Annotated in this window: 21 protein-coding genes; 10 read left to right on the plus strand and 11 right to left on the minus strand. The window is 56.1% G+C overall.

Going from position 1 to position 23,664, the window contains the following annotated elements:
- Positions 1–135: 135 nt before the first annotated feature.
- Both ACPLPM_RS16995 and ACPLPM_RS17000 read right to left on the minus strand, forming a co-directional pair.
- Positions 136–762 (minus strand): DUF2085 domain-containing protein, encoded by a 627-nt coding sequence (locus ACPLPM_RS16995; RefSeq protein ID WP_424357959.1) that lies wholly within the window; start codon positions 760–762, stop codon positions 136–138.
- 87 nt (positions 763–849) lie between these two features.
- A complete protein-coding gene (locus tag ACPLPM_RS17000) occupies positions 850–2,007 on the minus strand; it encodes an AI-2E family transporter (protein ID WP_424357960.1) in 1,158 nt (385 codons plus the stop codon).
- A 47-nt stretch (positions 2,008–2,054) separates the two neighbouring features.
- Here ACPLPM_RS17000 and ACPLPM_RS17005 point away from each other — a divergent pair, with 47 nt between their 5' ends.
- Positions 2,055–2,243, plus strand: coding sequence for a hypothetical protein (locus ACPLPM_RS17005; RefSeq protein WP_424357961.1), 189 nt, complete (start codon positions 2,055–2,057; stop codon positions 2,241–2,243).
- A 308-nt stretch (positions 2,244–2,551) separates the two neighbouring features.
- Positions 2,552–3,586 carry a hypothetical protein gene (locus tag ACPLPM_RS17010; protein WP_424357962.1) on the plus strand — a complete coding sequence of 345 codons (1,035 nt, stop codon included), beginning with the start codon at positions 2,552–2,554 and terminating at the stop codon, positions 3,584–3,586.
- Between the two features lie 450 nt (positions 3,587–4,036).
- On the opposite strand, the gene ACPLPM_RS17015 is transcribed toward ACPLPM_RS17010, so the two are convergent.
- Positions 4,037–5,197 (minus strand): AI-2E family transporter, encoded by a 1,161-nt coding sequence (locus ACPLPM_RS17015; protein WP_424357963.1) that lies wholly within the window; start codon positions 5,195–5,197, stop codon positions 4,037–4,039.
- Between the two features lie 105 nt (positions 5,198–5,302).
- Complete coding sequence (locus ACPLPM_RS17020; RefSeq protein ID WP_424357964.1) at positions 5,303–6,853, minus strand: carboxypeptidase M32; 1,551 nt, start codon at positions 6,851–6,853, stop codon at positions 5,303–5,305.
- 231 nt (positions 6,854–7,084) lie between these two features.
- Here ACPLPM_RS17020 and ACPLPM_RS17025 point away from each other — a divergent pair, with 231 nt between their 5' ends.
- Complete coding sequence (locus tag ACPLPM_RS17025; RefSeq protein WP_424360007.1) at positions 7,085–7,486, plus strand: GNAT family N-acetyltransferase; 402 nt, start codon at positions 7,085–7,087, stop codon at positions 7,484–7,486.
- 809 nt (positions 7,487–8,295) lie between these two features.
- On the opposite strand, the gene ACPLPM_RS17030 is transcribed toward ACPLPM_RS17025, so the two are convergent.
- Positions 8,296–9,171 carry a damage-control phosphatase ARMT1 family protein gene (locus tag ACPLPM_RS17030; RefSeq protein ID WP_424357965.1) on the minus strand — a complete coding sequence of 292 codons (876 nt, stop codon included), beginning with the start codon at positions 9,169–9,171 and terminating at the stop codon, positions 8,296–8,298.
- A 133-nt stretch (positions 9,172–9,304) separates the two neighbouring features.
- On the opposite strand from ACPLPM_RS17030, the gene ACPLPM_RS17035 reads away from it, so the two are divergent.
- Together ACPLPM_RS17035 and ACPLPM_RS17040 are read left to right on the plus strand one after the other, a co-directional pair.
- Positions 9,305–10,465: a glycosyltransferase family 4 protein gene (locus tag ACPLPM_RS17035; protein ID WP_424357967.1), complete on the plus strand. Its 1,161-nt coding sequence runs from the start codon at positions 9,305–9,307 to the stop codon at positions 10,463–10,465.
- 85 nt (positions 10,466–10,550) lie between these two features.
- A complete protein-coding gene (locus tag ACPLPM_RS17040) occupies positions 10,551–10,742 on the plus strand; it encodes a hypothetical protein (protein ID WP_424357968.1) in 192 nt (63 codons plus the stop codon).
- A 484-nt stretch (positions 10,743–11,226) separates the two neighbouring features.
- Here the strand turns inward: ACPLPM_RS17040 and ACPLPM_RS17045 are convergent, their stop codons facing one another.
- From ACPLPM_RS17045 to ACPLPM_RS17060, 4 genes are all read right to left on the minus strand, one after another.
- A complete protein-coding gene (locus ACPLPM_RS17045) occupies positions 11,227–12,006 on the minus strand; it encodes an alpha/beta fold hydrolase (RefSeq protein ID WP_424357969.1) in 780 nt (259 codons plus the stop codon).
- Between the two features lie 955 nt (positions 12,007–12,961).
- Positions 12,962–13,570: a GyrI-like domain-containing protein gene (locus tag ACPLPM_RS17050; protein WP_424357970.1), complete on the minus strand. Its 609-nt coding sequence runs from the start codon at positions 13,568–13,570 to the stop codon at positions 12,962–12,964.
- A gap of 100 nt (positions 13,571–13,670) precedes the next feature.
- Complete coding sequence (locus tag ACPLPM_RS17055) at positions 13,671–14,828, minus strand: aminopeptidase (RefSeq protein WP_424357971.1); 1,158 nt, start codon at positions 14,826–14,828, stop codon at positions 13,671–13,673.
- Positions 14,829–14,906: 78 nt separating this feature from the next.
- Positions 14,907–15,299 (minus strand): hypothetical protein, encoded by a 393-nt coding sequence (locus ACPLPM_RS17060; protein WP_424357972.1) that lies wholly within the window; start codon positions 15,297–15,299, stop codon positions 14,907–14,909.
- Positions 15,300–15,536: 237 nt separating this feature from the next.
- On the opposite strand from ACPLPM_RS17060, the gene ACPLPM_RS17065 reads away from it, so the two are divergent.
- The gene (locus ACPLPM_RS17065; RefSeq protein ID WP_424357973.1) at positions 15,537–17,561 is read left to right on the plus strand and encodes a hypothetical protein; all 2,025 of its coding nucleotides are present in this window, start codon (positions 15,537–15,539) and stop codon (positions 17,559–17,561) included.
- Between the two features lie 64 nt (positions 17,562–17,625).
- Here the strand turns inward: ACPLPM_RS17065 and ACPLPM_RS17070 are convergent, their stop codons facing one another.
- Positions 17,626–18,870, minus strand: a complete 1,245-nt coding sequence (locus tag ACPLPM_RS17070; RefSeq protein ID WP_424357974.1) for a hypothetical protein — start codon at positions 18,868–18,870, stop codon at positions 17,626–17,628.
- 422 nt (positions 18,871–19,292) lie between these two features.
- Positions 19,293–20,267 (minus strand): hypothetical protein, encoded by a 975-nt coding sequence (locus ACPLPM_RS17075; RefSeq protein ID WP_424357975.1) that lies wholly within the window; start codon positions 20,265–20,267, stop codon positions 19,293–19,295.
- Between the two features lie 236 nt (positions 20,268–20,503).
- Between ACPLPM_RS17075 and ACPLPM_RS17080 the strand changes: the two genes are divergently transcribed.
- The 4 genes from ACPLPM_RS17080 to ACPLPM_RS17095 all read left to right on the plus strand — a co-directional run bounded on the left by ACPLPM_RS17080 (position 20,504) and on the right by ACPLPM_RS17095 (position 23,598).
- The gene (locus ACPLPM_RS17080; protein WP_424357976.1) at positions 20,504–20,731 is read left to right on the plus strand and encodes a HypC/HybG/HupF family hydrogenase formation chaperone; all 228 of its coding nucleotides are present in this window, start codon (positions 20,504–20,506) and stop codon (positions 20,729–20,731) included.
- Positions 20,732–20,738: 7 nt separating this feature from the next.
- The gene (hypA, locus tag ACPLPM_RS17085) at positions 20,739–21,080 is read left to right on the plus strand and encodes a hydrogenase maturation nickel metallochaperone HypA (protein WP_424357977.1); all 342 of its coding nucleotides are present in this window, start codon (positions 20,739–20,741) and stop codon (positions 21,078–21,080) included.
- Positions 21,077–22,123, plus strand: a complete 1,047-nt coding sequence (gene hypE, locus ACPLPM_RS17090; RefSeq protein WP_424357978.1) for a hydrogenase expression/formation protein HypE — start codon at positions 21,077–21,079, stop codon at positions 22,121–22,123. The genes hypA and hypE overlap by 4 nt, the downstream gene beginning before the upstream one ends.
- 917 nt (positions 22,124–23,040) lie before the next feature.
- The gene (locus ACPLPM_RS17095) at positions 23,041–23,598 is read left to right on the plus strand and encodes a CDP-2,3-bis-(O-geranylgeranyl)-sn-glycerol synthase (RefSeq protein WP_424357979.1); all 558 of its coding nucleotides are present in this window, start codon (positions 23,041–23,043) and stop codon (positions 23,596–23,598) included.
- Positions 23,599–23,664: the final 66 nt, after the last annotated feature.

Here is a 23,664-nt window from a genome sequence, read left to right on the forward strand (position 1 = left end):
GGTTGTCTCCGTGCCGCCGTGGTTCAAATAACTATCCAGCGATCGTTTCTCGAATTGTCTCCGTGCCGCTGTGGTTAGAACCTCTGCTCTCCAGTAAACAGGATAAAGAACAGTGCCGCGTGGATAAAAATGATTTTACCTGGCCGGGCTCTCGGGACTGGCCGGCTGTTGCGGCTGTTGCTGGCCGGGGTTTGCGGCGGGGCTGATTGGTGCGCTGCCGAAGATCTCTTCGAGGTAGGGCAGGACGTACAGGGCACATCCGAAGCCGAAGATGCTTCCGGTGACGATCCGCATCAGGTTGGTGCTTTCTGTCATCCAGATGAGTTCAAAGCCGGGGCCGATGCCTCTGGGCAGGGGTACGCCGAAGAGCTGGGCGAAGCCGTCGATTGCCATGGGTATGCAGATGATTACGAAGTACTTCAGGCTCCAGATCTTCAGCCTCGTTCTAACGAAGGCGAAGGCCACACAACCTGCGAGGAACGCTGCGTAGATAGCGAAGCAGCGGGAGCAAACGGTCATCTGGTAGCCGAAGACGAACAGCGACCTTTCGGGCAGCTGGTGACAGGTGACCTTATACAGGACAAAGATGACGTGGGCTATCGACTGGAGTAGTGGGTTGCCCGTGGACATCAGGTAAGAATAGCCTACGATGGGAATGATGAAAAGCAGGACCAGCACTGTGAATATGATCAGCCAGTGCTTAGCTAACATCATTATGAGATCTACGATTCGTTCTTCTGCCTTTTTACCCACTGATGACACCTGCGGAATAAGTGCTGCGCTAGTTTAAATCTTTATCCTGGGCAGAGCGGTTCGATAAAGCATTCCTTCCGCCAGGGCTAACCTGGTTCACAGGCTAAAATCGTGGCTCTCCTGGCCATCGGCGGCCATTTCCGGCACGACGATGCCGAAGTAGTGGGTGACCAGCACCAGGACGATGGCTCCGAGGAACAGGCCGGAGATGCCGAATACCAGGGGTCCTAATATGTAGGCGAACATGAGTAGGCCTGTGTGTACCTGTCCCCTGGCCATAAAGGGCTGTATCACGAAGGACGGGATGGTCAGGACGAAGATGAAGATGACCAGGACCATGAACAGGAAGTAGCCGAAGTTCGCGAACAGGGTGCCCGCTATCAGGCTGTTGATCAGGAGGTAAATGAACAATGGTCCTGCCACCAGCCACATACCAACGATGGGTATGAGGGCAGAGGCACCGCACAGTATCCCGAGCAGGATGGGCGAGGGGATCTGGAGCGACGGCACCGGGGCGAAAATGCTCAGGCCCTCGAACACGACCGCCGCGATGATCGCGAAGAAGATGATGCTGAGCAGGTTGCCGAAGAACAGCTTCTGCAGGTCCGCGTCGACGGCGCTGGCATACCTGGGCAGCAGCCGGTTATGCTCTTCCATGAGTTTAGGGAAGGTGCTCGCAAACCACCGCTGCAGGTGGGCGTCTTCCTTTAGCATGTAGAAGGCCAGCAGGAAGATGATGAACAGCTTGAACGCGATGTCCACAATCGTGCTTCCGGTAGAGAAGGCGATAGCCTGGAGCAGGGGCAGATTACCCGAATACCCCGATATCATCCGGTACCAGTCCTGGTTGGTGATATCGGTGATGCTCTGCATCGTCAGGTTACCGCTGGTTACGTTGCTCTGCAGCTGGGAGAAAGACGCGGTCATGTTGGTGAGAGGCCCGGAAGGCAGCGCAGCCGTCAGCCCGTAGCTGTTGACCACGGCCATCAGCTGGGACATGCCAACCAGCAGCGTGTACGCGATGAGGATGATGAGTGGCAGCGCCAGCAACAGCAGGCTTACGCTGACCAGCAGCCCTTCGTTCTTGATGTACCGGCTCAGCCAGTGCTTGATCGGCCGGGTGATGTAGTAAACGAAAATACCGTAGACGAACACGTCCAGAAACGGCCGCAGGATCCAGACTAGCAGTAATATTAGCGCGATGCCCAGCAGCAGCCATTTGGCCTTGAATACCTTGGAGATTAAGCCAGCCACGAGAATATAATAATGTTTATAAGCCTTAAAAATGTTATGTAGATGCCATGAGCGACTTTTTTAAAGGCAAGAAATGCTCGATCTGCGGCAAAGATGCCACCTGCGCCCACTTCGGCAGGCTCCTCTGCGGCTCCAAGGAGTGCATCGACGAAGCCCGGGAGTCCAAAGACTGCGTGGGCAAGACCATGGGCCCCCAGGGTCCGGTCAGCGCGAATGACCTGCTAAAGAAGCCATAGCTTAAATAATATCTTTTACTCCAACCGGTATGAGGACACTACGATGCCGAAGTAGTGGACGACCAGTGCCGGGAGGATGGCCCGGAAACGCCGGAGACGCCTAATTTAAGCCTGGATAAGATTTTTGGATTGTATCCGGACAGTAAATTCATTTTTAGTAGCAAATATTTATTTCCCATTTCGCCATATCTGACAAAGCTAATGGCAGAGAGCGTTCTCGGGCACGACGCAAACCGATCTGGTCACTGACCGCCAATCTGGAAGAAACCGTGCACGACTGCCACCGGCAAAGAAAAATGGAGAAATACATGTCATCCGGTAAGAATTACCTTTTTAGATCGCTTGCATCGCTTACGATCTTACTAGTGATAGCTGCGGCGGTATCGCTGGCCGGCTGCGCGGGACCATCGCCAACGGCAACTCCAACGCCAACAGCCTTACCATCACCGACGCTGCAACCCTCGCCGACCCCGGCCGGTAACACGCCCTCCCCCGCAAGTGAGGCCAGCTGGGAGAAACACGGGTACATCCCCGAGCTGTCAGGGCCCGACTATTGTGACCCTGATATTATACCGATCGATAATGACACCTATCGCATGTACTTCGCCAACGGGACGAGGGACCGGATCGTCTATTCGGCGACCTCTGCCGACGGCGTGACCTGGCACTGGGACCAGGGCAGCACGTTCGAGGCCTGTTTCCCCGATGTCGTAAGGCTGCCCGACGGGAAGCTACGCATGTACTTCACGAACGGCCCGGGGAAAATAAGAAGCGCCACTTCTGCCGACGGCCTGCACTGGACGGCAGAGAAGGACGATGTCATAGGCCTGGGTGACGGTAGCGGTGGATTCGTCGATAACCTGGCCGGCCCATCCACCATCCTGCTGGACGACGGGACGTACCTGATGGTCCATCGCGCCGACCTGTACAAGAAGTATGCAGCCGGCGTGCCTAACGATAAGACCTCAATGCTACACTGGGCCACCAGCAAAGACGGCGTCAACTTCGAGCAGCGCGGGATCGCGCTGGACAGCCGTAACAACCGGTTTATGGGCTTTATGGACGGGCCTGATCTCGTCAGGTGGTCGGACAACACCGTGCGGGTGTACTTCTGGACCTACGACGGCATCTACTACAGCACGTATTCCAACGGCACGTTTGCCGAGCCAGTCTTCGCCCATATCGACAACCTGATCCCGGAAGAGGTCGGCCGACGCTTCCCGAGCGCTCCCCCGAGCGATCCGACGCTCATCCAGATAGGCGATACCTGGTATATGTACTACGGACATATGCCGAGGGACACCCACCCTGGCGGAGTATACTATGCGACGCTGAAAGCGTGAGGAGGTGAGAGGGCGGCCTTCGGTTCCGAGAAGGATTGTCGCCCCCACCCCGCACTCTTCCGGTAGCCATTACGATCGGTCCGGAGGTGCCGCACTCTTGCCGTACCCGCGTATGCAGACGAACGCTGCGCTGTGCTGGCCCTTTTTTCAGGATACATACCAACAGTTGTCTTGTGCCCGTGAACGTGGACGAACGCTGCGCTGTGACCGACTGGAAGCAGTCCCATGTATACAGTATCACAGATTCTGACAGATGCCACAGATTACACAGATACGACTCGATAAGAGTAAGATTGTAGCCCGCCAATTAGTTGAATTCGATGGCCATCTGTGTAATCTGCGCAATCTGTCAGAATCTGTGATCTGGCACAGCGCAGCGTTCGTATTGCTGTCTCACGTTATATGAGCAATCTGAAACGCACAACGCAGCGTTTGTCGTTCTTCTCGCACTCACAGATGCAGGTCGTGGTTGTCGTGCCCGCCTCTGGCCATCTCCGGCACCACGATGCGGAAGTAGTGGGTGATCAGGACCAGGAGAATAGCGCCGAGGAACAGCCCGGAGACGCCGAAGACGATGGGCCCGAGGGTGTAGGCGAACATGAGCAGGCCTATGTGGAGCTGGCCTCTGCCCACGTAAGGCCGGATGAGCAGTTCGGGAAGCGTCTGCACGAAGAGCAGTATTGCCAGCACTATGACCAGGAAGTAGGCGAGGTTCGGGAACAGGGTGCCGGCCATCAGGCTACATATGATCAGGTAGGCGAAGAGGGGCGCCACTACCAGCCACATGCCGACCACCGGCAGAAATGCCGAAACACCGCACAGTATTCCTAACAGGATGGGGGAGGGAATCTGGAGCGATGGCACGGGAGCAAAGGTACTCAGCAGCTGGAATACGACCGCCGCCACGACGGCGAAGAAGACGATGCTCAATAGGTTTCCGAAAAAGATCTTCTGCAGGTCGGAGTCGACAGCCTTGCAGTACCGGATGAATACGTCGTTGTGCTCTTTGATAACCCGGGGGAATGTCCGGCAGAACCAGTTTTTCAGCTTGTCGTCATCCTTCAGCAGGTAGTATGCAACCAGGAACATCAGGAAGATCCGCAGTAGCATGTCGACTATGGTGCTGCCTGCAGACATGATGATATGCTCTATCTCGGGCAGCGAGCCGGAGTACCCGGCAAGAAGCTGGTATAACTGCTCAGACGTCAGGTTGTCGAAATCAACCTCGGCAAGCTGGCCGCCTGCAGAGAGATTATCATGAGCGCTGGTGAAGGAAACTGTGACGTTCATCAGCGTCCCCATGGGCACCGCCGACATCAGCCCCTGGTTGTTGACCACCGCGAGCAGCTGCGACATGCCGGTCAGCAGCGTGTATACGACGATGATGATCAGAGGCAGCACCAGCAAGGTCAGGCAGGCCATCACCAGCAGAGTCTCGTTTTTAATGTACCGGCCGAGCCGGTTTTTGATCGGCCTGGTGACATAGTAGACGAAGATGCCGTAGACGAACACGTCGAGGAAAGGCCGCAGGATCCAGAACAGCAGTAGTACCATGACTACGCCAATCAGAAGCCATTTAGCCCGGTAAATCTTCCCCAGTAAGCCCGACACATGCGGTAACACGCAAATAAAATTTAAATACCTTATGTAAACGCTGCAATCGGTAAAATAAGTAAAAGGTTGCCATATTTTCGCAAACACGGCAACCAGTACGGTTCAGGCTTTTCTGCCAGGCTTCACCCGGCGAGGTACGGCGATGTTTGGCGCTGCCTCGATCTCCACGTCGTACAGCTTGCCGTATTTCTCCCGGGCGTACCTGATGAAGTAGTCCTCGCTGATCTTGTCCCCGGTGACGCGCTTCATGAGGTCTGCGGTGCTGTACCTCTTGCCGTGCAGGTGGACGTTCTGCCTCAGCCAGCCGAGCATTGCGCCAAGGTCGCCTGCTGCGATCCGGTCTTCCAGGCCGGGGACCTGCCGCTTCGCCGCATCCCACAACTGGGCTGCATAGAGGTTGCCCATCGTGTAGGACGGGAAGTACCCGAACCCGCCGCTGGGCCAGTGGACGTCCTGCAGGCATCCCTGAGAGTCGTCGGGCACCTCGATGCCCAGGTATTTCTCGAAGCGCTCGTTCCAGAACGACGGGATCTCACCGGTCTTTAACCGGCCGTCGAAGATCGCGTCCTCCACCTCGAACCGCACGGCGATGTGCAGGTTATACGTCAGCTCGTCGGCTTCGACCCGGATGTACGACCGGCTCACCCGGTTGATCTCCCGGTACCACGCCCCCAGGGACACTTTCCTGAACTTCGGGAACGCCTGCTGCATCTGCGGGTAGAAGTGCGTCCAGAAGGGCAGGCTTCTGCCCACCACGTTCTCCCACATCCTGGACTGGGACTCGTGCAGGCCCATGGACACGGCTTCTGCCAGCGGGGTGCCGTAGTGCTTCTCCCGGTAGCCCTGCTCATACAGGGCGTGACCTGCCTCGTGGATGATCGGGAAGATGGAGAAGTACGGGTTGTCTTCCTGGTAGCGGAAAGTGATCCTCACGTCCCTGCAGCCCCCGGTAGTGAACGGGTGTGCCGACATGTCGATGCGGCCGCAGTCCATGTTGAAGCCCATGCTGGTCGCCAGGACACAGAGGAACTTACGCTGGTCCTCGAGCGGGTAAATGCCTTTTGGTATGGCGTTTTTGGGCGCTGGCTCATCGAGGATCTTTTTGGCGATCGGCGCCAGCTTCGTGGTGAGCCGGCCGAACAGCGCTTCCACGTCGCGGGTCTTCATGCCCGGCTCGTAGTCGTCGAGCAGCGCATCGTAAGGCTTGTCCTCGTAGCCGACGTGCTCCGCTACCTGCATCTTCAGGTCGATCATCTTCCCGAGCACCGGCTCCAGCTTTTTGAAATCGCTATCCTTCCTTGCCCTCATCCAGGCTTCCAGGCCCTGCGACTCGGTCTTGCTGATCTCTTTCACCAGCGAGCAGGGAACGCTCGAAGCCCTCTTCCACTTGTGCTCGACCTCGCGCAGGACGACTTTTCCGTCTGCTGAGAGCTCCTGCTTTTTCAGCGCCTTGATGAGCTTGCCCATTCGGGGAGACGTTAGCCGCTCGTGGATAATCCCTGCGATGGCAGAGTTCTGCTGCGCCCTGTCCGGAGAAGCGCCCGAAGGCATGTACGTCTGCTCATCCCATCCCAGTAAGCTGGCTACCTGCTCCAGCGTGCTCAGCTCCCTGACCAACTCTATTAATTCCTTGTACTCCTTACTCGCTGGCATATCGGCGTATTATTGGCCCTGATCAGGTATCAACTTTGGGGGCTGAGACCGGCGGTAATGACAGTAAAGGTAGATATACCCACCGGGAAATGATAGCAGACACAGGAGAGTATAGAGATCCAGATTCGGGCAGAAAGGGCCGGAGACGAAGCCTCGATCCGGGAAGTCGGCTTCCTCGCTTTCGGAGACGACGGTAACATATGCATAGTCGACGTCCTGCGTAAGTCACCGATATATGACCGGGAGCTATCCCTCGTTGCCGTCAGATCAGGCAGTATCGTCGGCCACATTCTGTTCAACCCGATGGTGATCCGGACCCCGTCCGGAGATGTGCCTGCACTATACCTCGGCCCGATCGCTGTCAGGCCAGAGCAGCAGCGGCAGGGTGTCGGCTCAGCACTGATGCGGGCAGGGCTGGAGAAATGCAGGGAAAAGGGGCACCGGATCGTTATACTCTGCGGGCACCCCGAATACTATCCCCGGTTCGGGTTCACGCCGGCCAGAGAAAAAGGGCTGGAAGCGCCGGAGTGGATACCTGACGATGCCTTCATGGTGCTCGAGCTGTTACCCGGAGCCCTGAATGGTGTCCGTGGTACAGCGATCATACCATACGAGTTCCCGGAAGCGGAGTAGCTATGCCCAGTCTTGCCTGTGAGCCAGCGGACGAATAAGAACGCTGCGCTGTGCCAGGATCACAGATTCTGACAGATTACCAGTATTCCCCGTGTCTGGTGAGTAATCGGTGGTCCGGTGTTATGGCCTTGTTTGGGCTATCGTGGGTAGCACGAAAACACTAAACTTTTTTTAGAGGGACACTAAAACTCGAAGACTCTAAGGTACACGGCTAAAACACGAACTGCCCGAAGACACTATTAATCGACAAAAGCCACGAAGGTCACGGCCTTAAAACACGAACAAGTTCCGCGAATGCTCGAAGACACCAAACTAAAACACAGTTGAACAAGCGGTTGCCATCGTTGACCGGTATCCCGAGTATAGCGCAACCGCATGGTTATAGTATTCGTGGCAGGGGTAGGCGATATGGTTGTTTGTCTTAACTTGGTGTCCTTGTGATTTCGCGGAACTTGTTCGTGTTTTTGGACCGTGTATTAGTGGCATTAGTTTTTTTACCGGTGTCTTAGTGCAATTCATGATTTAGCCGTGAACCTTTGGGTTTTAGTGAAGTTTGTGTCCCTCTAAAAAAGAATTTTGTGTCTTTGTGCTACCCACGCAAGCCCATGCAAGGGCAGAGCACCGGACAGTTTAGCAACCACAAGCCAAACAAGCACGGGAATACTGGATGACACAGATTGCACAGATACGATTAGATAAGAAGGAAAAGGACTTGCCGACTATCGTTTTTATCCGATAGTCATCTGTGCAATCCGTGCAATCTGTAACAATCTGTGATACAAGCACAGCGCAGCGATCGTATTGTAAGCTCACTGAACCAGCTTGGCGACGTTATACCCTTTTCTGGCGCCTATGGCAGCGGCGACCGTTTCGCACTTGGCCCGGAGCAGGTAGGCCATGTTCTTGAACCCGCAGTCGCCCAGCGACTCGTAGTTGGCCATGCCCTTGCTGATGATGAGAGACGAGGTCTGCAGTGCCTTCAAAAGCTCGGCCGGGGCCTCTTCGAGGCTGACGCCCACCGCGTTGGAGCCGGTGGTCAGCACCCGGTCCACCTTTTTGTCGAGACCCATTCGGACGACATCTTCCATGGTGACGTCGGTCAGTATGTACTCGCCTCTGACGACTAAAGTGATCTTTGCGCCGAGGGCCTTCAGCTCTTCAATTAGTAATTCGTCGAAGTAGATCTCTCCGCAGTTGTCGACTAAGTAGAGGACGTCGCTGTTCGTGGCGAGTTTCCTGATCTCCGCCGTGTGGTCGATGTCGAGGCCCTGTTCAACCATTCTCTCGTAGAAAGCCATGAAGTCGCCGGTTTCTACGTCGTGCCCCTGCACTCCGAAGTCGAAGGTGTTGCCGATGATCGTGGCGAGCACCGCCAGCCGGAACCTCTCTTCGGGCTTCGCCTCGGCCATCTGCTGCCTGACGAAAGGCACGGCTTCCATGGCCAGCTTATTGCTTAACGCCTTCAGCTCCCGGTACGGGTCCTTGTCGCCAAGGATGGTGTAAGCTTTCCTGTGAATGCCGGTCGATATGCCGATGGCATCCGCTCCCGGATAGAAGTTCTCCTTCAGGAACTCGAGGCCCCCCTGTACTGCCTTGAACCGCAGCTCCGGGTCTTTCGTCGAAAGCTCCGCCTCGTAGAGCACCCGGTTCAGCAGACAGGGCGCGCACTGTGGACTCGTCTTCATGGTATCAGATTTCAGAGCGGCTTTCCCTCATAAATGCTTTTCCTGACAGTAAATTACTGCGGGGCATACCGTCAGCATCCGGGTACAATCCCCTATGAATTTTATATATTTACAGGGCCGATCTTCTTAAGCCATGGAATCACTGCGCATCGCTATGTTCTCGTGGGAAAGCCTGCACGGCGTGAAAGTAGGAGGAATTGCCCCCCACATCACGGGACTAGCAGAGGCGCTGGCTGCCCGGGGCCACGAAGTGCACGTGTTCACCAGAGACGGGCAGCAAGGGCCATACGATATCGTCAACGATGTCCGCTACCACCGGGTTCCCTGCTGTACTGACGGGGGCATAGTTGGCCAGATGGACCGGATGTGCGGGGATATGGCAGAGCGACTTCAGGCTGCGGAAAAAGTGTCCGGGCAGTTCGACGTGTTGCACGCCCACGACTGGCACCCGGTCGCAGGGCTGGCCAGGCTCAGGCGAAGAGCCGGGAGGGACTTCGCCTTCACGTTCCACTCCACGGAATGGGGGCGCCACGGCAACCGGCATTCAGGCACCTACGACTACGCTGAAATCTCTCACCGGGAATGGCTGGCCGGCTACGAGTCGAAAGCGGTCATAGTCACGTCGCCCGTATTAAAAAACGAGGTTCGGTCCCTTTATCGCATCCCTTCAGAGAAGCTGCACCTGATTCCGAACGGCATAATCCCGGGCACCGTCCGCCGCCCGGTCGACGCCGGCGAAATCAAGCGAAAGTACGGCATCCACCCGTTTGCGCCGGTGGCGCTGTTCGTGGGCAGGATGAGGTACCAGAAGGGCCCTGACCTGCTGGTGGAGGCAGTACCTCACGTACTGCGCCGGCGATGGGATGCGAAGTTCGTGTTCGCCGGGGAAGGCGATTGCGGAGAGGCCTGCCGATGGCGGGCACAGGAGCTCGGCGTGGCCGGATCATGCTGGTTCACAGGTTATCTGAAAGACGACGACCTCACAGACCTGTACAATGCGTGCGACCTGCTTGTAGTGCCGTCGAGAAACGAGCCCTTCGGCATCGTGGTCCTGGAAGCGTGGGACGCCGGCAAGCCGGTCATCGGCACAGATGCAGTCCCGATCATCGACAACTTCGTCAACGGGATCAAAGCCAGGTTAGATCCTGAATCCCTCGCCTGGTGCATCAACGAAGTAATCGGCAAGCCGAAGGCGTTGCAGTGGATGGGCGCCCAGGGGCGGAAGATGATCGACAGAGTCTTCAACTGGGATAACGTGGCTGAAATGACTGAAAAAGTATATAGAAGCCTCTGATTGGCCGATCCACAGGTATGCGCCCGCTTATAAAAACTGGATCAACTACAGCGACCCCGATGGGTGGGCGATCGGCAATACTACAGTGATAATCAACGGCAAGATCTGGAAGCCCGAGACGCGCAAGACGATCGTTGTGGACATGTACTTCGAAGCCTTGGGGCCTGTGCCTGACGGCTGCCAGCCTCCCCGATATCTCTACTGCTCTTACGCAGAGATGGAGCAGACGAACAATTCGACTTACTCGCCGGTAGTAATGAGCTATGGGCCGTTCTAGTATTCCATAAAAGTTGCAGGCCTGGGAGGTATGTAGAGGTGGGGGGTCTGAGAGGTATGAGGAGTATAGAGAGGACACGTTCAAGCTGGGAGGTCAGGGAGGTCAGGAGATATGGGAGTAGGTTATGAGAGGGGCCGGAGGTCGAAGAGATTAAATATTTAATAATCATATCTGACCTTTCTTGGGCTGTCAGGTACCATTTACACGAAGTACTCAAAGTACGCGAAGTACGCGAAGGTAAACTATATGATTGGCTTGCTGTCAGCCCTTTTATCGAACTTCGCGTACTTCGTGTACCTTGTGTACTTCGTGTAAACGGTACGGGCGCTCATAATAAAAGTTCAGAATAATGCCCCGTTATCCTCTCCGACCTTTCCACACTCCCAAACCTCCTCTCTGACCTCTCAACCCTCCCAAACCTCCCAGCTTGAAAATCCTCCCCGACCTCCCGGAACCTCTCGACCTCCAGGAGTTTTTCGCCCGCTTAACTCGAACTCAGGAATTGTACTATTGCTCGCTGGAACTTGACCGGCTTTTCATCGTGGATCGTGTGCCCGCACTCAGGGAATTCGACCAGCCTCGTATTCGGCCTTCTCGCCGCCATTTCTCTGGCGTGGGCTGTTTCCAAAACCCAGCTCCTGTGGCCGTGAATTAGCAGCGCCGGACACTTCGAGGCCAGCCAGTCCTGCCACCAGTCGCCGCCGATCAGCTTCATCGATCGGGCCAGCTTATCGTAGTCGAACCGGAAGCCCCACCCGTCGGGAAACTCGACCAGGCTCTCCTGGAAATAAGAGTCGTTCTTGAAGCCCTTCTCTTCCGCCCATTCCAGCACGTGCCGCATGCTGTCGAAACGTACGGGCCAGCCTTCCGTGGCCGGGCCAAACTCCGGGACGACAGCGCCGATATCCTCGATGATCAGCGCTTTAACCAGCTCAGGCTGCCATGCCGCCAGTTGATATGCATTTAAACCGCCCAGCGAGTGCCCCAGCACGACTGCCGGCCCGAGGTTCAGCTCCCTCATGAAAGCGGCCGCGTCCCGGACGTATGCCTCCCGGGAGTAGTCGTCGGGCTGGTCGCTCCACCCGTGACCCCGCTGGTCTAAAGCGATCACCCGCCACTGATCGTGCAGCGCCTCGGCCAGCCCCGCGAACGACCGGGCGCAGGCGTAGTGGCCGTGTAGCGCCAGCAAAGGCTCTCCCTTTCCGCCATAGTCGATGTATGATAAGCGTACGCCATCCAGATCAACGAACTGCCTCACAGGCATGCCTGCACATATGACGCTTACGGCAGATAAAGTATCGGAGTGTCCGGGGCGAAAGTATAGTTTTTACTGTTACTTTTTGGATATTCGACATTCAGACTCTCCGGTGCCTCCGGTTCCTCACCATCCTCCTCTCTGACCTCTCTGACCTCTCTGACCTCTCCCTGAGATCGTTCTCTCTGATCTCCGGTGCCTCCGAAACCTCCCTGTCAGTCCGGCTTGCGTATCTGTATCATTGAAAATGGGAGGTTGGGGAGTGCCCGGAGGTCTGGGAGTCTTTTTTCAAACTGGGAGGTCAGGGAGGTCAGGAGGTCTGAGAGGAGAATTGTGAGAGGCCGGAGGATGGAGGAGAGAAAATGGGCTGTCGGGAATCGCCTTGAGAACGCCTGCCATGGCAGGCGTTCAACCGGCGAATATCCTGGCAAAGGAACTGTCCAAAATGTTTTGAGAAAGACCATACTTCGTCAACCTTGTGTATTGTCATTCTTGAAACTTTTAGGACAGTCAGGTACCGTTTACACGAAGTACGCAAAGTACGCGAAGTACACGAAGTTTTACTTTAAGATCATTTTCAAGCATGCCGTTTTTACCGTACTTTGAGTACTTCGCGTACCTCGCGTACTTCGAGTAAATGGTACGGGCACTCGTACAAAACGTTTCAGTAAGGACCCATGGATGAAAAGGGTATTTTCGTGTAAGGGTATGAAAAATTTAACGTTTGCCCTGCCATGGTTGAAACACCGCCAGGCACGCCAGGGTGCCAGGCTCGCCAAGTTATATTTATCTATTCGTCCTAATTCTGATCGAAAAGCCCTTGGCGAGCCTGGCTTCTTGGCGAGCTTGGCGGCCCTATAACCATAGCCGATATAACACATTTTTCATAGGAGTCCGATCGATGAGCGGCAGTACGCTCAAGTCTGAACAATGAAAAGTTTTTCAAGCGACTATACTCGGCACTCTATCCTTTCGCGACCGGCTGCCTGATCACCGTCTTCATTTTTTCCGGCGCCGCCCGGCGGGGATCGCTCAGGTATATCTCATGGTGCTTGCCGGTTTTCTCGTAACCGCTCTCGTCGATGAAGGCGTGGAGCTTCGCTACGGTCGGCCCTTCCTCCGAGTAAGGCCCTATGTGCATGATCTGGGCGCATTTTCCCTCCCCATATTTTTCCAGCCGGACCTTATCGACGGCTGCCGGTGCCTTATTCTTCCTGACCTCCGCCACGGCCTCGGTGAACAGGGCTTCTGTCACGAACTCCGGCTGCATCATCATGGATGTCCACTTCCAGGCGTCCTTGTTCTCGTAGAAGTGCTCCATATCATCCGCCCACCACAATCCCTCCAGCGGCATGACCGCGAAGTCGATGCCCTGCCGCTTCTTGATCATGAATTTCAAAGTGTAGGATAATGGAAACAGCGTCTCCATCGCATCCTGGTACTCCTGCGAGGTACCTGGGTAGCCCTGCCCGTCGATCATCAGGTATTGAAATTGGGGCACTTCGACGAAAACAGGCTTCTTCGGCGGGTTGAACAGGTCTTTCCGCTCTTTCTTCAAGTCCAGCTTATCCATTTGTTACACCACTGCCAGTGATCTGTCAGCCAGGCCTAAATAAGGTTGCCAGTGTGCAGCCCGAAAGTTATTCGGGCGCCCTGCTGGCTGTAAAAACTAGCTATCGCTGCAATTTTCCTTCTTTCAGCAGCAGCTTCTTCGACCCGTCCTTGTACTCCACTTCAAAGGTGATGTCCGGGGCGGTGACGAAGTCCCAGTGCATGTTGCTCATGATCTTGCCACCGTAGTCCTCGCTCATGCCGAAGGCCACGTGGACGGAGCCGCCGATCTTCTCGTCGGTGAGGATATACCCTATTGATCGGTCTATGACCGGGTTCAGGCCGATGCCGAGCTCGGCGACTTTGAGGGCGTTGGGAGCGCCGTACTTCTGCATGTCGATCTCCGTGAACTTGGTCAGCGTGTCCCGGAGCTCGGCCTGACCTATCTCTGCCGTGCACTTTTCGGGCACCAGCATGCCATCCTTGAAGTATAGCCTGGCCCCTCGGATGAGCACGCTTCTCGTCAGATCGTCGATGGTGACCGGGCAGTAGATGGTGCCCTCACCCTTGGTCTCGACCGGGGCGATAAAGACTTCACCGGCAGGCAGGTTGCCGCCCGTATCTCCGGCGGCTTCCTTCTCCGGGGACCACGTGCCGTCGTCGGCGTTCAGCCTGCGGCCTTCGATGTCCAGCCAGAAGTCGGTGCCGTGCTTATCAGTGATGTGCACCCGCCTGGCGCTGTCGAGCACTTTCATGACGTGCTCGCAGTCAGCCTGCAGCTTCCGGTAATCGATGTTGCAGCCGCCGATCACCAGCCTCTCCAGCACGTCGAGGGACACGCCGTACATCTTTGCCATGCCTTCCGTCGCCCAGCCCATGTAAATCCAGGGCTTCCCCGGCTTACCGTAGATGATCTGTAAAATCGGCTGCATGCCCTCGGACCTGGCCCGCATCTTATCCCTGTGCTGCGCCTTGAAGGAAGGGTCGCTGTAAGGTTCCAGCACGATGTATTTGTCCATGGCTTCCATAGCGCCCTTCAGGATTTTTGGCGTCCGCCTGAACTGGTCAACGGTGCACGTCTCAAACATCCGCTTCTGGTAGTCGTTAGAGACTGCCGATATGAACGGCTGTCCACCCCTATTCGCCACCTGGATTCCGATCTCTTCCAGAAACTCCTGCTGGTGGGCGCCGCCGGTGATGTAGACGGCTTCGCCGTCAGAAACGTGAACTGCATCGATGATGTGAGCTGCCAGCTCAGGAAACATTTCTCTGCTGACCATGATTAGTAGAGCAGGCTAAAAAGTGATAAAATGATCGGCGAATATTGCCGGGTAGTTCGCCGGGAGTGTTCCCGGCTATTATTTTCGCAGGTCCCTGAACATGCGGTAGGCGATGTACACGAAGATCAGCCCGAGCATTCCGGACATGATCCATTCGTTTGTGGAGGCGCCCGGCGTGAGCATGAGCGAGGCGATATAGTACAGAACCGAGATCTCAATGAGTGCCTCGATGGCCAGTATGGCATAGAAGACATTATTCTTCGGCGCTATCTCTTCCCCCATCGACTCCAGCCGGATGTTGCCCGGCTCGACTCCGAGGAACCGCATATAGTTGCGTAGCTCCTGCCTGTCCAGGTCGTCCTCGAGGGGGGTGAGCTTCATACCGCGGCGGCGCTCGTTGATCTCTCGTACCTTCCTGTTGATCAGGTCGAGCTTGCGAGTATGGGAGTCCGTCCCCGTTTTTCGGTCCATGAAGTCTACCTGTTGACGATAGAATAAATACGTTCTCGTATATAGAGAAAAAAATTCGACTATTTTAGATAAAATGAGAAATATCAAATCATTATCGATAACAGGCTGTTCTAGTGCATATATATAATCCCCGAGCGTATGTCCTTATAGCGACATTTGGTGTGTAGTATGGGGTTTAAAGGTAAACAGAGATGCGACAGCCGGCAGACGGCTCTTGCGGTGATGTTTTGCGTGCTGATGGTTACGCTCGTTTCGGCGCCGGTCGCTCTGGCGGCTCAGCCGGACAGCAGCCTGTCATCGGCCTCGGATAGATATATGTCTGCAGGCAGTAGCCTGCCAGTTAAGCAGGGACTCAATACAGATCTGAAATACAACAACGTGTACTTTGAGGTTGAGGGCCCACTATTATACGTGGCCAACGAGACGGCCATCGACGTCGTAGACACGGCCACATCCATGATCGTCGACCATATATACATGGGCGAAGTGCTGGGCACCGAAGAAATACTCATCCATGACCTGTGCGTCAACTATGACAACACAGTCCTGTACGTCTTCATCCAGGAAAACTTCTGCAACTATATCTACGGAGAGGGAAACGCTCCCGTCTACGACCTGGGCAATGGTTACATGTGCGCAGTAGACCCGCTCACGAAGCAGCTCATCAGTAAAACGCTCTGTGAGGCGGGCGGAGACAACAAGAGGTTCGGCGGCATGAAGATGAGCCCGAACTTCGAAAGTATCTACCTTTTCTGGATCTGGGGTAACACCCACGATAATCTTAGCTGGCTCGACAAATACTCGATCAGTTCGAAAGCGTTTACCGGTACCACGTTCGAATCAGATTCGATACCCCGGGACATATCTGTCGCCCCGGACGGCCAGCTCGTGTATGTGGCCGAGGCTGAGCAGGTACTGGTATTCGATGCGGCCGACCTGTCGCCTCTCGGCCACTATGCAGTGGTAGGCAAGGACGAGCCGATGGAAATAGTCTGTGCCGTTGACAGCCCCGACATGAAAAAACTCCAGGCCCTGGCGGTGGTCTACGAGGATCACTTTCCCCATAACCCGGCACTGCTGACCCTCGATAAGGAAAAGTACGACCAGGGTGCGGATGCGGTCAAAAACACGCTGATGTGGATCAACACTTACCCGGGGCAGATGGTGGTTGATCAGGCTGGTAACACGTATTTTACGACAAGCACAACGGCGCCAGGCAGCCTGCAATGGATGGACTCTTCCGATCCAGGGCTGCAGTACAGCCTGGAAAAGCACTCGGGCGACGGGTACTTCCTGAAGAGCATCCCCAACAACCAGATGGGCCATCCGCTCGACCTTGAGCTGTCCACAGACGGCTCGAAGGTTTACGCCCTGTCCACGGGACGCGTGGCCGGCTTCCGTACCGCAGACCTGTCCCGGATTGAGCACGACAGCCAGCAAACGGAATACCTCCGCCTGACGGATCTCGGGTTCGACGTGAGCATGTCCTACACTGCAATACCGGCGGATGGGTACGTCATGGCCATGGGCCCGACCCTGCCGTACAGCCAGACGATCATCCCTGATTACGGCCGGTACCTGGTCTTCATCAACGGGCCTACCCCGACGCCGAAGCCCCCATATACGGGAGGTCCCGGCCATACCCCTGGAGGTGCTACTACCGGTAGTAGCTCTGATATAGCCCTGGCGACCCCTACGGCCACTCCGATGGCCAGGCCCTCTACATCCGCGATCATATCCGGCCATACTGGTAGCGGCCCGGCTGACGGATCAGGCCCGACGATGACAGCGATTGCCAGGCCCTCTGCCGGAGCCACCACAGGTGTCACTACTGGTACTGGACAGGTCAGCGGCTTGGTACCGACAAAGACGCCGGTTACCGGCGGCCTGACCGGGAGCATCTACGGCAAAACAGGTAACCAGACTATCGGGCCGATCAAGGTGTTTAACCCCGGATACTACAAAACATTGAACCAGACGTCGAACACGGCATTCTCAGGCATTACCGCCAGGTATTCGGCTGACGCATTCAACGTGACGAAGATCGCGCAGAAGAGCTTCTCCCCTTCAGCGACTCCGGCGCCCTCGAAACGACCTCTCCCCGGGCTGGCGTATGCAGATAACACGACTTCTGCGGGCACCACCGGGACCGGACATCCGGACAGCAGCACCCAGGCCATGCCAGTGCCCTGGCCGGCAGCCCTGCTAACGCTGGCCTGCCTGGCATCGGCAGCGCTGCTATTGCCCGGGAAGAAAAACTGAGGTGAGCTGCGGCTTACCTCTTTTCCATTTTTAAGAAGCTGTGCGAGACAGCTGCGGTAGAGTTTCAGAAGTAGTCTGTCAGCTTCCGCTGCTGTCTCATGTACTTATACAGATTGCTGGCGCCTGTCCATGCCTTGATGGGCGAGTAAAGCATACCAGCGATCGATGCTGTCGCCTTCTCCAGCGTGTCGAACTTCTGCGGAACCGTGGTCAGGGCTTCCTTTGTCAGCTCCCGGAACCGCCATACCCCCAGCGGAATCCAGTCATTCTTGACCTCCATGAACGCGATGGCGCCGGCCTGCCTGGCAATTCTGTCCAGGTGCTCCAGCACCGGGGCCCGGGCCGCGTAGTAGGCGCCGGCGATGTTGGAGGCGTAGTCCTTCCGCCCGTCGTACAGCTCGAAGTCCGCGTCGCACCGGTAATTCGGAGCGCTGAGGTGCCACAGCTCCAGTCCCTCGAACATCCACGGCGTCGGGGTAAGGAGTACGACTACATTATTGGCCAGCGCCTCAGCTCTGAACACCATGTACTCGTTTATGGTCGGGTAGTACCGGACCCGGTCGGCGATGGCCTTGCCGATGATGTCGTCCACCGCGGTGATGCTCCACGCGGTCGGGACCAGCCTGCGGTCGGGCTTTACGCCGAGCAGCCCTACGGAGAACAGCCTGGTGATCTGTCGCTGGGTGATGCCGCCGTCGTGCAGTTCAGCGATCCCCGGGGCTGCCCGGTAGTCCGTGTCCGAGACGACCTTGTCGACCTTGCGGGGCACTGAGGGGTTGTCGATAACAGTGAACTGCTTCAGGTCTGCCGACGGCCCGCTGGGCGCCTCCCGCATAGAGAACGAAACCCGGGTGTCTGGCTTTTTCTCGAACGATGCCTCGGTGTCCACCGGTTTGTCGGAGAGCACGATCTCCTGGATTTTCTCCAGCATGCCCCTGGGGTCTGCAGCGCTGTGAATCTCCATCAGCGACTTGCTCCTGACCAGCTGGAACCTGTTACTCAGGATCTGGTCGAAGGAGTCTCCCAGCCACTCTTCCGAGTCCATATGCATCGTATCCCCGGATACGGGCGGAATCAGCGGCCCGGCGAGCACCTTAGGATAGCCGTAGCTGCCGATGAAGACCCCGGGAGGGGCAGAGCCGGCTATGTCGCTCTTCTCCAGCGACTTCAGATCCATGAAGGTCTTTGCCTTGACCAGTATAGGGCAGACCTTCTTACCGCAGAGGCCCATGAAACCCCTGCACTTAGCGCATAGTGACTCCCGGCCGGTTTCCTTGTAGTCCGCCTTAAAGGTGACCTGCTTGTGCACAGGAGAGCCTAAGCCGGGCTATTCAATAAGAGTTGCGCGTGCGGGGCGAAAATAATGCTACACGGTAATTTATCGGTCAGGGAGGTGCTGAGAGGGTAAGCGAGGAGGTCGGGAGGTACCCGGGGTCTGAGAGGATTTTCAAACTGGGAGGTCAGGGAGAATGGGGAGGTCAGAGAGAGGTTATGAGAGGTACTGGGAGGCTGGGGAGAAATAGCCAAAATTTATCCTCTTTGACCTTTCCACACTCTCAGACCTTCTCTCAGACCTCTCTTAACTCCCCGACCTCCCAGTTTGAAATACCTCCCTGACCTCCCGGGAACTCCCCTACCTCCAGGGGCTTATCTTGAGATTTACGTGAACATTATTACAATTAAAAAGGTGCAGCCGCCCAGAATCGGGCGGCCGGGCTCCCAACACGCTACTTACTTAGTATAGTAAGTCAGGTTGATGTTGTTGTACAGCTGGTACTGGCTGATCTTGCCGTCGAGGTAGTCCATGACCGGGGCGGGTTTTGCGTCCACCGTGTAGTAGTCGGTGAACCCTTCTGCCGGGGGCACCAGCGATATGTAGTACTTGTCGTAGTCTCCGTAGCTGCCTGCACAGGCCCTCAAGGCGGCTTCGATCTCCTTGTAGTTGTCTGCTGCGGTCGCGTTCCGCTTGAGCGCCATGACCACGCTGACCACCTGCTCGCCGCCGATGTCGCCGGTCTGGAGGCTGATGGGGCGCAGGTAGCCGCTCTGGTTCAGCGTCTCGACGAAGAACTGGGTCCTGCTCGCGGGCTCTGTAAAGTTGCCCTTGCGGCCTTCACCCGTGTAGATGTCTTTGCTGATCTTCATGGTGCTGTTGTTGGGGTGCAGGCTTTCGGTCTCCGGGGTGACCAGCAGGGCTTTCTGCATCAGCTCGGTCTTCGTTATGTCCCCCTTGAGGTACTGGTCGACCATGACCCGCTCCAGAGCGTAGATGTCGACTTTGAAGGTCTGCTGGTTGATCAGCTGGGAGGTGTCGACGATGCCCACCATCAGCGGGTCTTTGGTATCGAAGACCTCGTACACTGAGGAAAAGCCTGTCGCCAGCAGGTCGGATATGTCGTTCTGGCCGTATTGCTTGTATATGTAGACCATCGCGGTTTCTTCACCCATGATCAGCTGGGTGGCGCCGCCGCCGAAGTTGTGGCCGGTGGCCAGGACCTTATCCTTCATCAAGGAGAACTTTTCAAGCACATCCGTCTTCGTGGGCACTTTTGCCGGCGGGGCAGCGGTAGGCTGAGCCGACGTTACGGCCCCCGTGGTGTTGCCCGAGACCTCCGGTGAGGGCGCCAGCATGTTCAGCGCTGCGAACACGGAGGCGCCTATTAGTATCACACCTATTCCAATGGCAAGTATCGCATTTCTTTTCATAGTGTAGCCTCTTCAACCAATAATAAATATAAAAACCAAATATATAAATGTACTGGCTTTTGGAATGCAAAAAGGCGGGAATCTGCCGCCTGTGGTGTATGATCTGGCATAGGCCGGCAAGCGGTGACCCCGCCAACTCTGCCGCCACCGCGGCCGGTCGATGGAAATGTATTTTAATGACCATGTTAATATGACAGAAGAACAAGCTCCGGCATCCGCGCTGGAAAGAGGTTACTATGTGTCTTGCTGTTGTTGCTCAGCTTAAGGAGATAAAGGAAAATATCGCCGTCGCAGACTTCGGCGGCCTGACTCAGGAAATCCGCCTCGACCTCATCGAGGAGCCGAAGGTCGACGACTGGGTACTGGTACATACCGGATTCGCGATCCAGCGGATCGACGAGAAAGAAGCGCTCGAAATGATCAAAATTATGAACGAGATCGCCGAGATCAACGAGGCGGCCTGAACGTATCATGCACGAGCTGAGCATAGCCACCGACCTGATCAACACCGCTATCGACACCGCGAAGCAGAACGACGCCCGTGAAGTTATCAGCGTGACGGTGGAGATCGGAGAGCTGGCCTTAATTAACCCCGAGCAGCTTCAGTTCATGTACCAGGTGCTGACCGAAGAGAACATGCTCAAGGGCTCGAAGCTGATTATCATCAACATCCCGGCAGTCGCCGAGTGCGAGTGCGGCTACAAAGGGCCGGTGCCGGACAAGACTACGTGTTCCTGCCCGAACTGCGGCCGTACCATGAGAGCTGTCGAAGGCCGGGATATCTGTTTAAAGACCATGGAGATCGAGGTATGACCTCATCAGAACAAGTAAGCATCACTGACCCTGCCGGCAAGTCTGACCGGGTCAGCCTCATCCACGGGGCCGGCGGCGAGATGATGCAGTCGCTCATCGGCAGCGTCTTTGCCGGAATCAAGAACAACAATGCCGGAGGCATAGGCCTGGAAGCGCTGGATGACGGTGCGGCCATCCCGTTCGGCGACAAGTACATCGTTTTAACCACGGACAACCACGTCATCAAGCCTGTCTTTTTCCCGGGCGGCGACATCGGCAGGCTGTCCATCTCTGGCACCGTTAACGACCTCGCCATGATGGGAGCGAAGCCCATTGCGCTGACGAACGGCGTGGTCATCCCCGAAGGCTTCCCGATCGACGACCTGAAGAAGATCGTCCGGTCCGTCGACGAAGCTCTCGAAGAAGCAGGCGCTGCTGTTGTCACTGGCGACACCAAGGTGCTCCCCAAAGAGGCGCTCGACAGCATCATCATCAACACCTCGGGCATCGGCATTACCGACAACCCCATCAGGGACTCGGGCCTGAACCCGGGCAACAAAATCATAGTAACAGGAACGATAGGCGACCACGGCATCTCGCTCATCGCCCACAGGGAAGGCTTCAAGTTCGGCTCGGAACTTAAATCGGACTGCGCGCCCATATGGAAGACCATCGAAGCAGCCCTGAAGGTCGGCGGCATCACCGCCATGAAAGACCCGACCAGAGGAGGCGTCGCCAACGTCCTCAACGAGATGGCCAAGAAAAGCCACGTATCCATTCACGTGCAGGAAGAGCTGCTCCCCGTCCGGCGTGACGTCAGGGCAGCCGCCGACATGCTGGGCATAGACCCCCTCGAGGTCGCCAACGAAGGCAAAGCCGTGATCGGCGTCGAAGCCGGCATGGCCGACGCAGTCCTCGCCGCAATCAGGAAGACCAAGTACGGTAAAGACGCGGTGATCATCGGCGAAGCCAGAGAAGGCAGCGGCGTGATCATGCATACCAAAATCGGCGGGCAGCGCTTCATTGAGCCACCCCTCGGCGACCCGGTGCCGAGGGTCTGCTGACCCGCTTAATTTCTTTTTACATTTTGGGTACTTAACGCGACCGTAAGGTGTCTATAACCACCGAGGCACGGCGCCTTATCATGACAACTGGAAAACAGATGTTCTAACCACGGCGGCACGGCGACACGGAGACGATTCGAGAAACGATAGCAGGATAGTTATTTAAACCACGGCGCCACGGCGACACGGAGACAACCGGTACCCGAATAGCAAGGCTCCTTTTTTATTGATCCACGGCGGCACGGCGGGCTGACAGTACGGAGACAAATATGTTTTCCTTCCTTCAGGTTATCGATCGAAAGTCAGGCTGAAACGATTGGATAGTAAGCTTATGGTTAATGCTCTGTCTTGGTGTCGCCGTGGACTAAAAAAGGAGTTCACATTTACCGGCTCACCACTGTCTTGGTGTCGCCGTGCCGCCGTGGTTTTATTTACCACTGGCTTACCGTGGATCGCCTTGTCTTTGTGTCGCCGTGCCGCCGTGGTTCAAATATTTGATCTACAGTTGCCAGGATAAAGAGCCGTGCCGCCGTGGTTTTATTTACCACTGGCTTACCGTGGATCGCCTTGTCTTTGTGTCGCCGTGCCGCCGTGGTTCAAATATTTGATCTACAGTTGCCAGGATAAAGAGCCGTGCCGCCGTGGTTCCAGTTACCATCCGGTTTGCCGTAGATCGCACTGTCGCTGTGTCGCCGTGCCGCCGTGGTTTAAATATTTGATCTACAGTTGCCAGGATAAAGAGCCGTGCCGCCGTGGTTCAAATATCCAATTTCCAGTTGCCAGGATAAAGAGCCGTGTCACCGTGGTGACATAACTCATTTCCTGGCGGGGGTTATTTTCAGCGATGTGGTCGTTTAGAAAAACCTTATTATACCATTATACCAATCTCCTGTCACTCAAATTTCCCGGGGCGAAAAATGTTAGACGTCATCATTCTCGCAATCTGGCTGATGATACCGGCCGGCCTTGCCAACCCGTTTGCTGCGCTGTTCGGCGGCGGCACCCCGATCGACTTCGGAAAGAAGTTCACGGATAACAAGAGAATTCTGGGAGATGGCAAGACTTTCCGGGGCCTTATCTTCGGATCGCTCTGCGGCACCCTCATCGGCCTTTTACAAATCTTGCTTGCCCCATATATCGCCCCATATCTTGCGGGGTTCGTTGACCCCGCCTTGCTCGTGGGCTATTCGTACATCGCCCTGATCTCGATGCCGTTCGGCGCCCTGCTGGGCGACATCGTCAAAAGTTTTTTCAAACGTCGCCTCGGCTTCGATCGCGGGGCCATGCTCCCCATCGCAGACCAGCTCGACTTCGTGGCCGGCGCCTGGATTTTAACACTCTTGCTGGACCCCCAGTGGCTCCTGGCTAATTTCACCTTCTGGGTGGCAGTTGCGGTCGTCCTCATCATCCCCATCTTCCACGTGGCCTTTAACATCGCCGGGTACAAGCTCGGGAAGAAAGACGTGCCCTGGTAGCTTCGCAGAGAGCCTATGCAGGACTGTACTGCAATTTTTTTATTCTCCGGCCGTCAAAAGTTTGAT

Source organism: Methanocella sp. MCL-LM (assembly GCF_049676595.1).
Classification (GTDB): domain Archaea; phylum Halobacteriota; class Methanocellia; order Methanocellales; family Methanocellaceae; genus Methanocella_A.

Bases quoted from the DNA above. Each gene is read 5' to 3' on its own strand.
- ACPLPM_RS17005 (WP_424357961.1), top strand. From the start codon at position 2,055: ATGAGCGACTTTTTTAAAGGCAAGAAATGCTCGATCTGCGGCAAAGAT.
- ACPLPM_RS17010 (WP_424357962.1), top strand. From the start codon at position 2,552: ATGTCATCCGGTAAGAATTACCTTTTTAGATCGCTTGCATCGCTTACG.
- ACPLPM_RS17020 (WP_424357964.1), bottom strand. From the start codon at position 6,853: ATGCCAGCGAGTAAGGAGTACAAGGAATTAATAGAGTTGGTCAGGGAG.
- ACPLPM_RS17030 (WP_424357965.1), bottom strand. From the start codon at position 9,171: ATGAAGACGAGTCCACAGTGCGCGCCCTGTCTGCTGAACCGGGTGCTC.
- ACPLPM_RS17035 (WP_424357967.1), top strand. From the start codon at position 9,305: ATGGAATCACTGCGCATCGCTATGTTCTCGTGGGAAAGCCTGCACGGC.
- ACPLPM_RS17045 (WP_424357969.1), bottom strand. From the start codon at position 12,006: ATGCCTGTGAGGCAGTTCGTTGATCTGGATGGCGTACGCTTATCATAC.
- ACPLPM_RS17050 (WP_424357970.1), bottom strand. From the start codon at position 13,570: ATGGATAAGCTGGACTTGAAGAAAGAGCGGAAAGACCTGTTCAACCCG.
- ACPLPM_RS17055 (WP_424357971.1), bottom strand. From the start codon at position 14,828: ATGGTCAGCAGAGAAATGTTTCCTGAGCTGGCAGCTCACATCATCGAT.
- ACPLPM_RS17060 (WP_424357972.1), bottom strand. From the start codon at position 15,299: ATGGACCGAAAAACGGGGACGGACTCCCATACTCGCAAGCTCGACCTG.
- ACPLPM_RS17065 (WP_424357973.1), top strand. From the start codon at position 15,537: ATGGTTACGCTCGTTTCGGCGCCGGTCGCTCTGGCGGCTCAGCCGGAC.
- ACPLPM_RS17075 (WP_424357975.1), bottom strand. From the start codon at position 20,267: ATGAAAAGAAATGCGATACTTGCCATTGGAATAGGTGTGATACTAATA.
- ACPLPM_RS17080 (WP_424357976.1), top strand. From the start codon at position 20,504: ATGTGTCTTGCTGTTGTTGCTCAGCTTAAGGAGATAAAGGAAAATATC.
- hypA (WP_424357977.1), top strand. From the start codon at position 20,739: ATGCACGAGCTGAGCATAGCCACCGACCTGATCAACACCGCTATCGAC.
- hypE (WP_424357978.1), top strand. From the start codon at position 21,077: ATGACCTCATCAGAACAAGTAAGCATCACTGACCCTGCCGGCAAGTCT.
- ACPLPM_RS17095 (WP_424357979.1), top strand. From the start codon at position 23,041: ATGTTAGACGTCATCATTCTCGCAATCTGGCTGATGATACCGGCCGGC.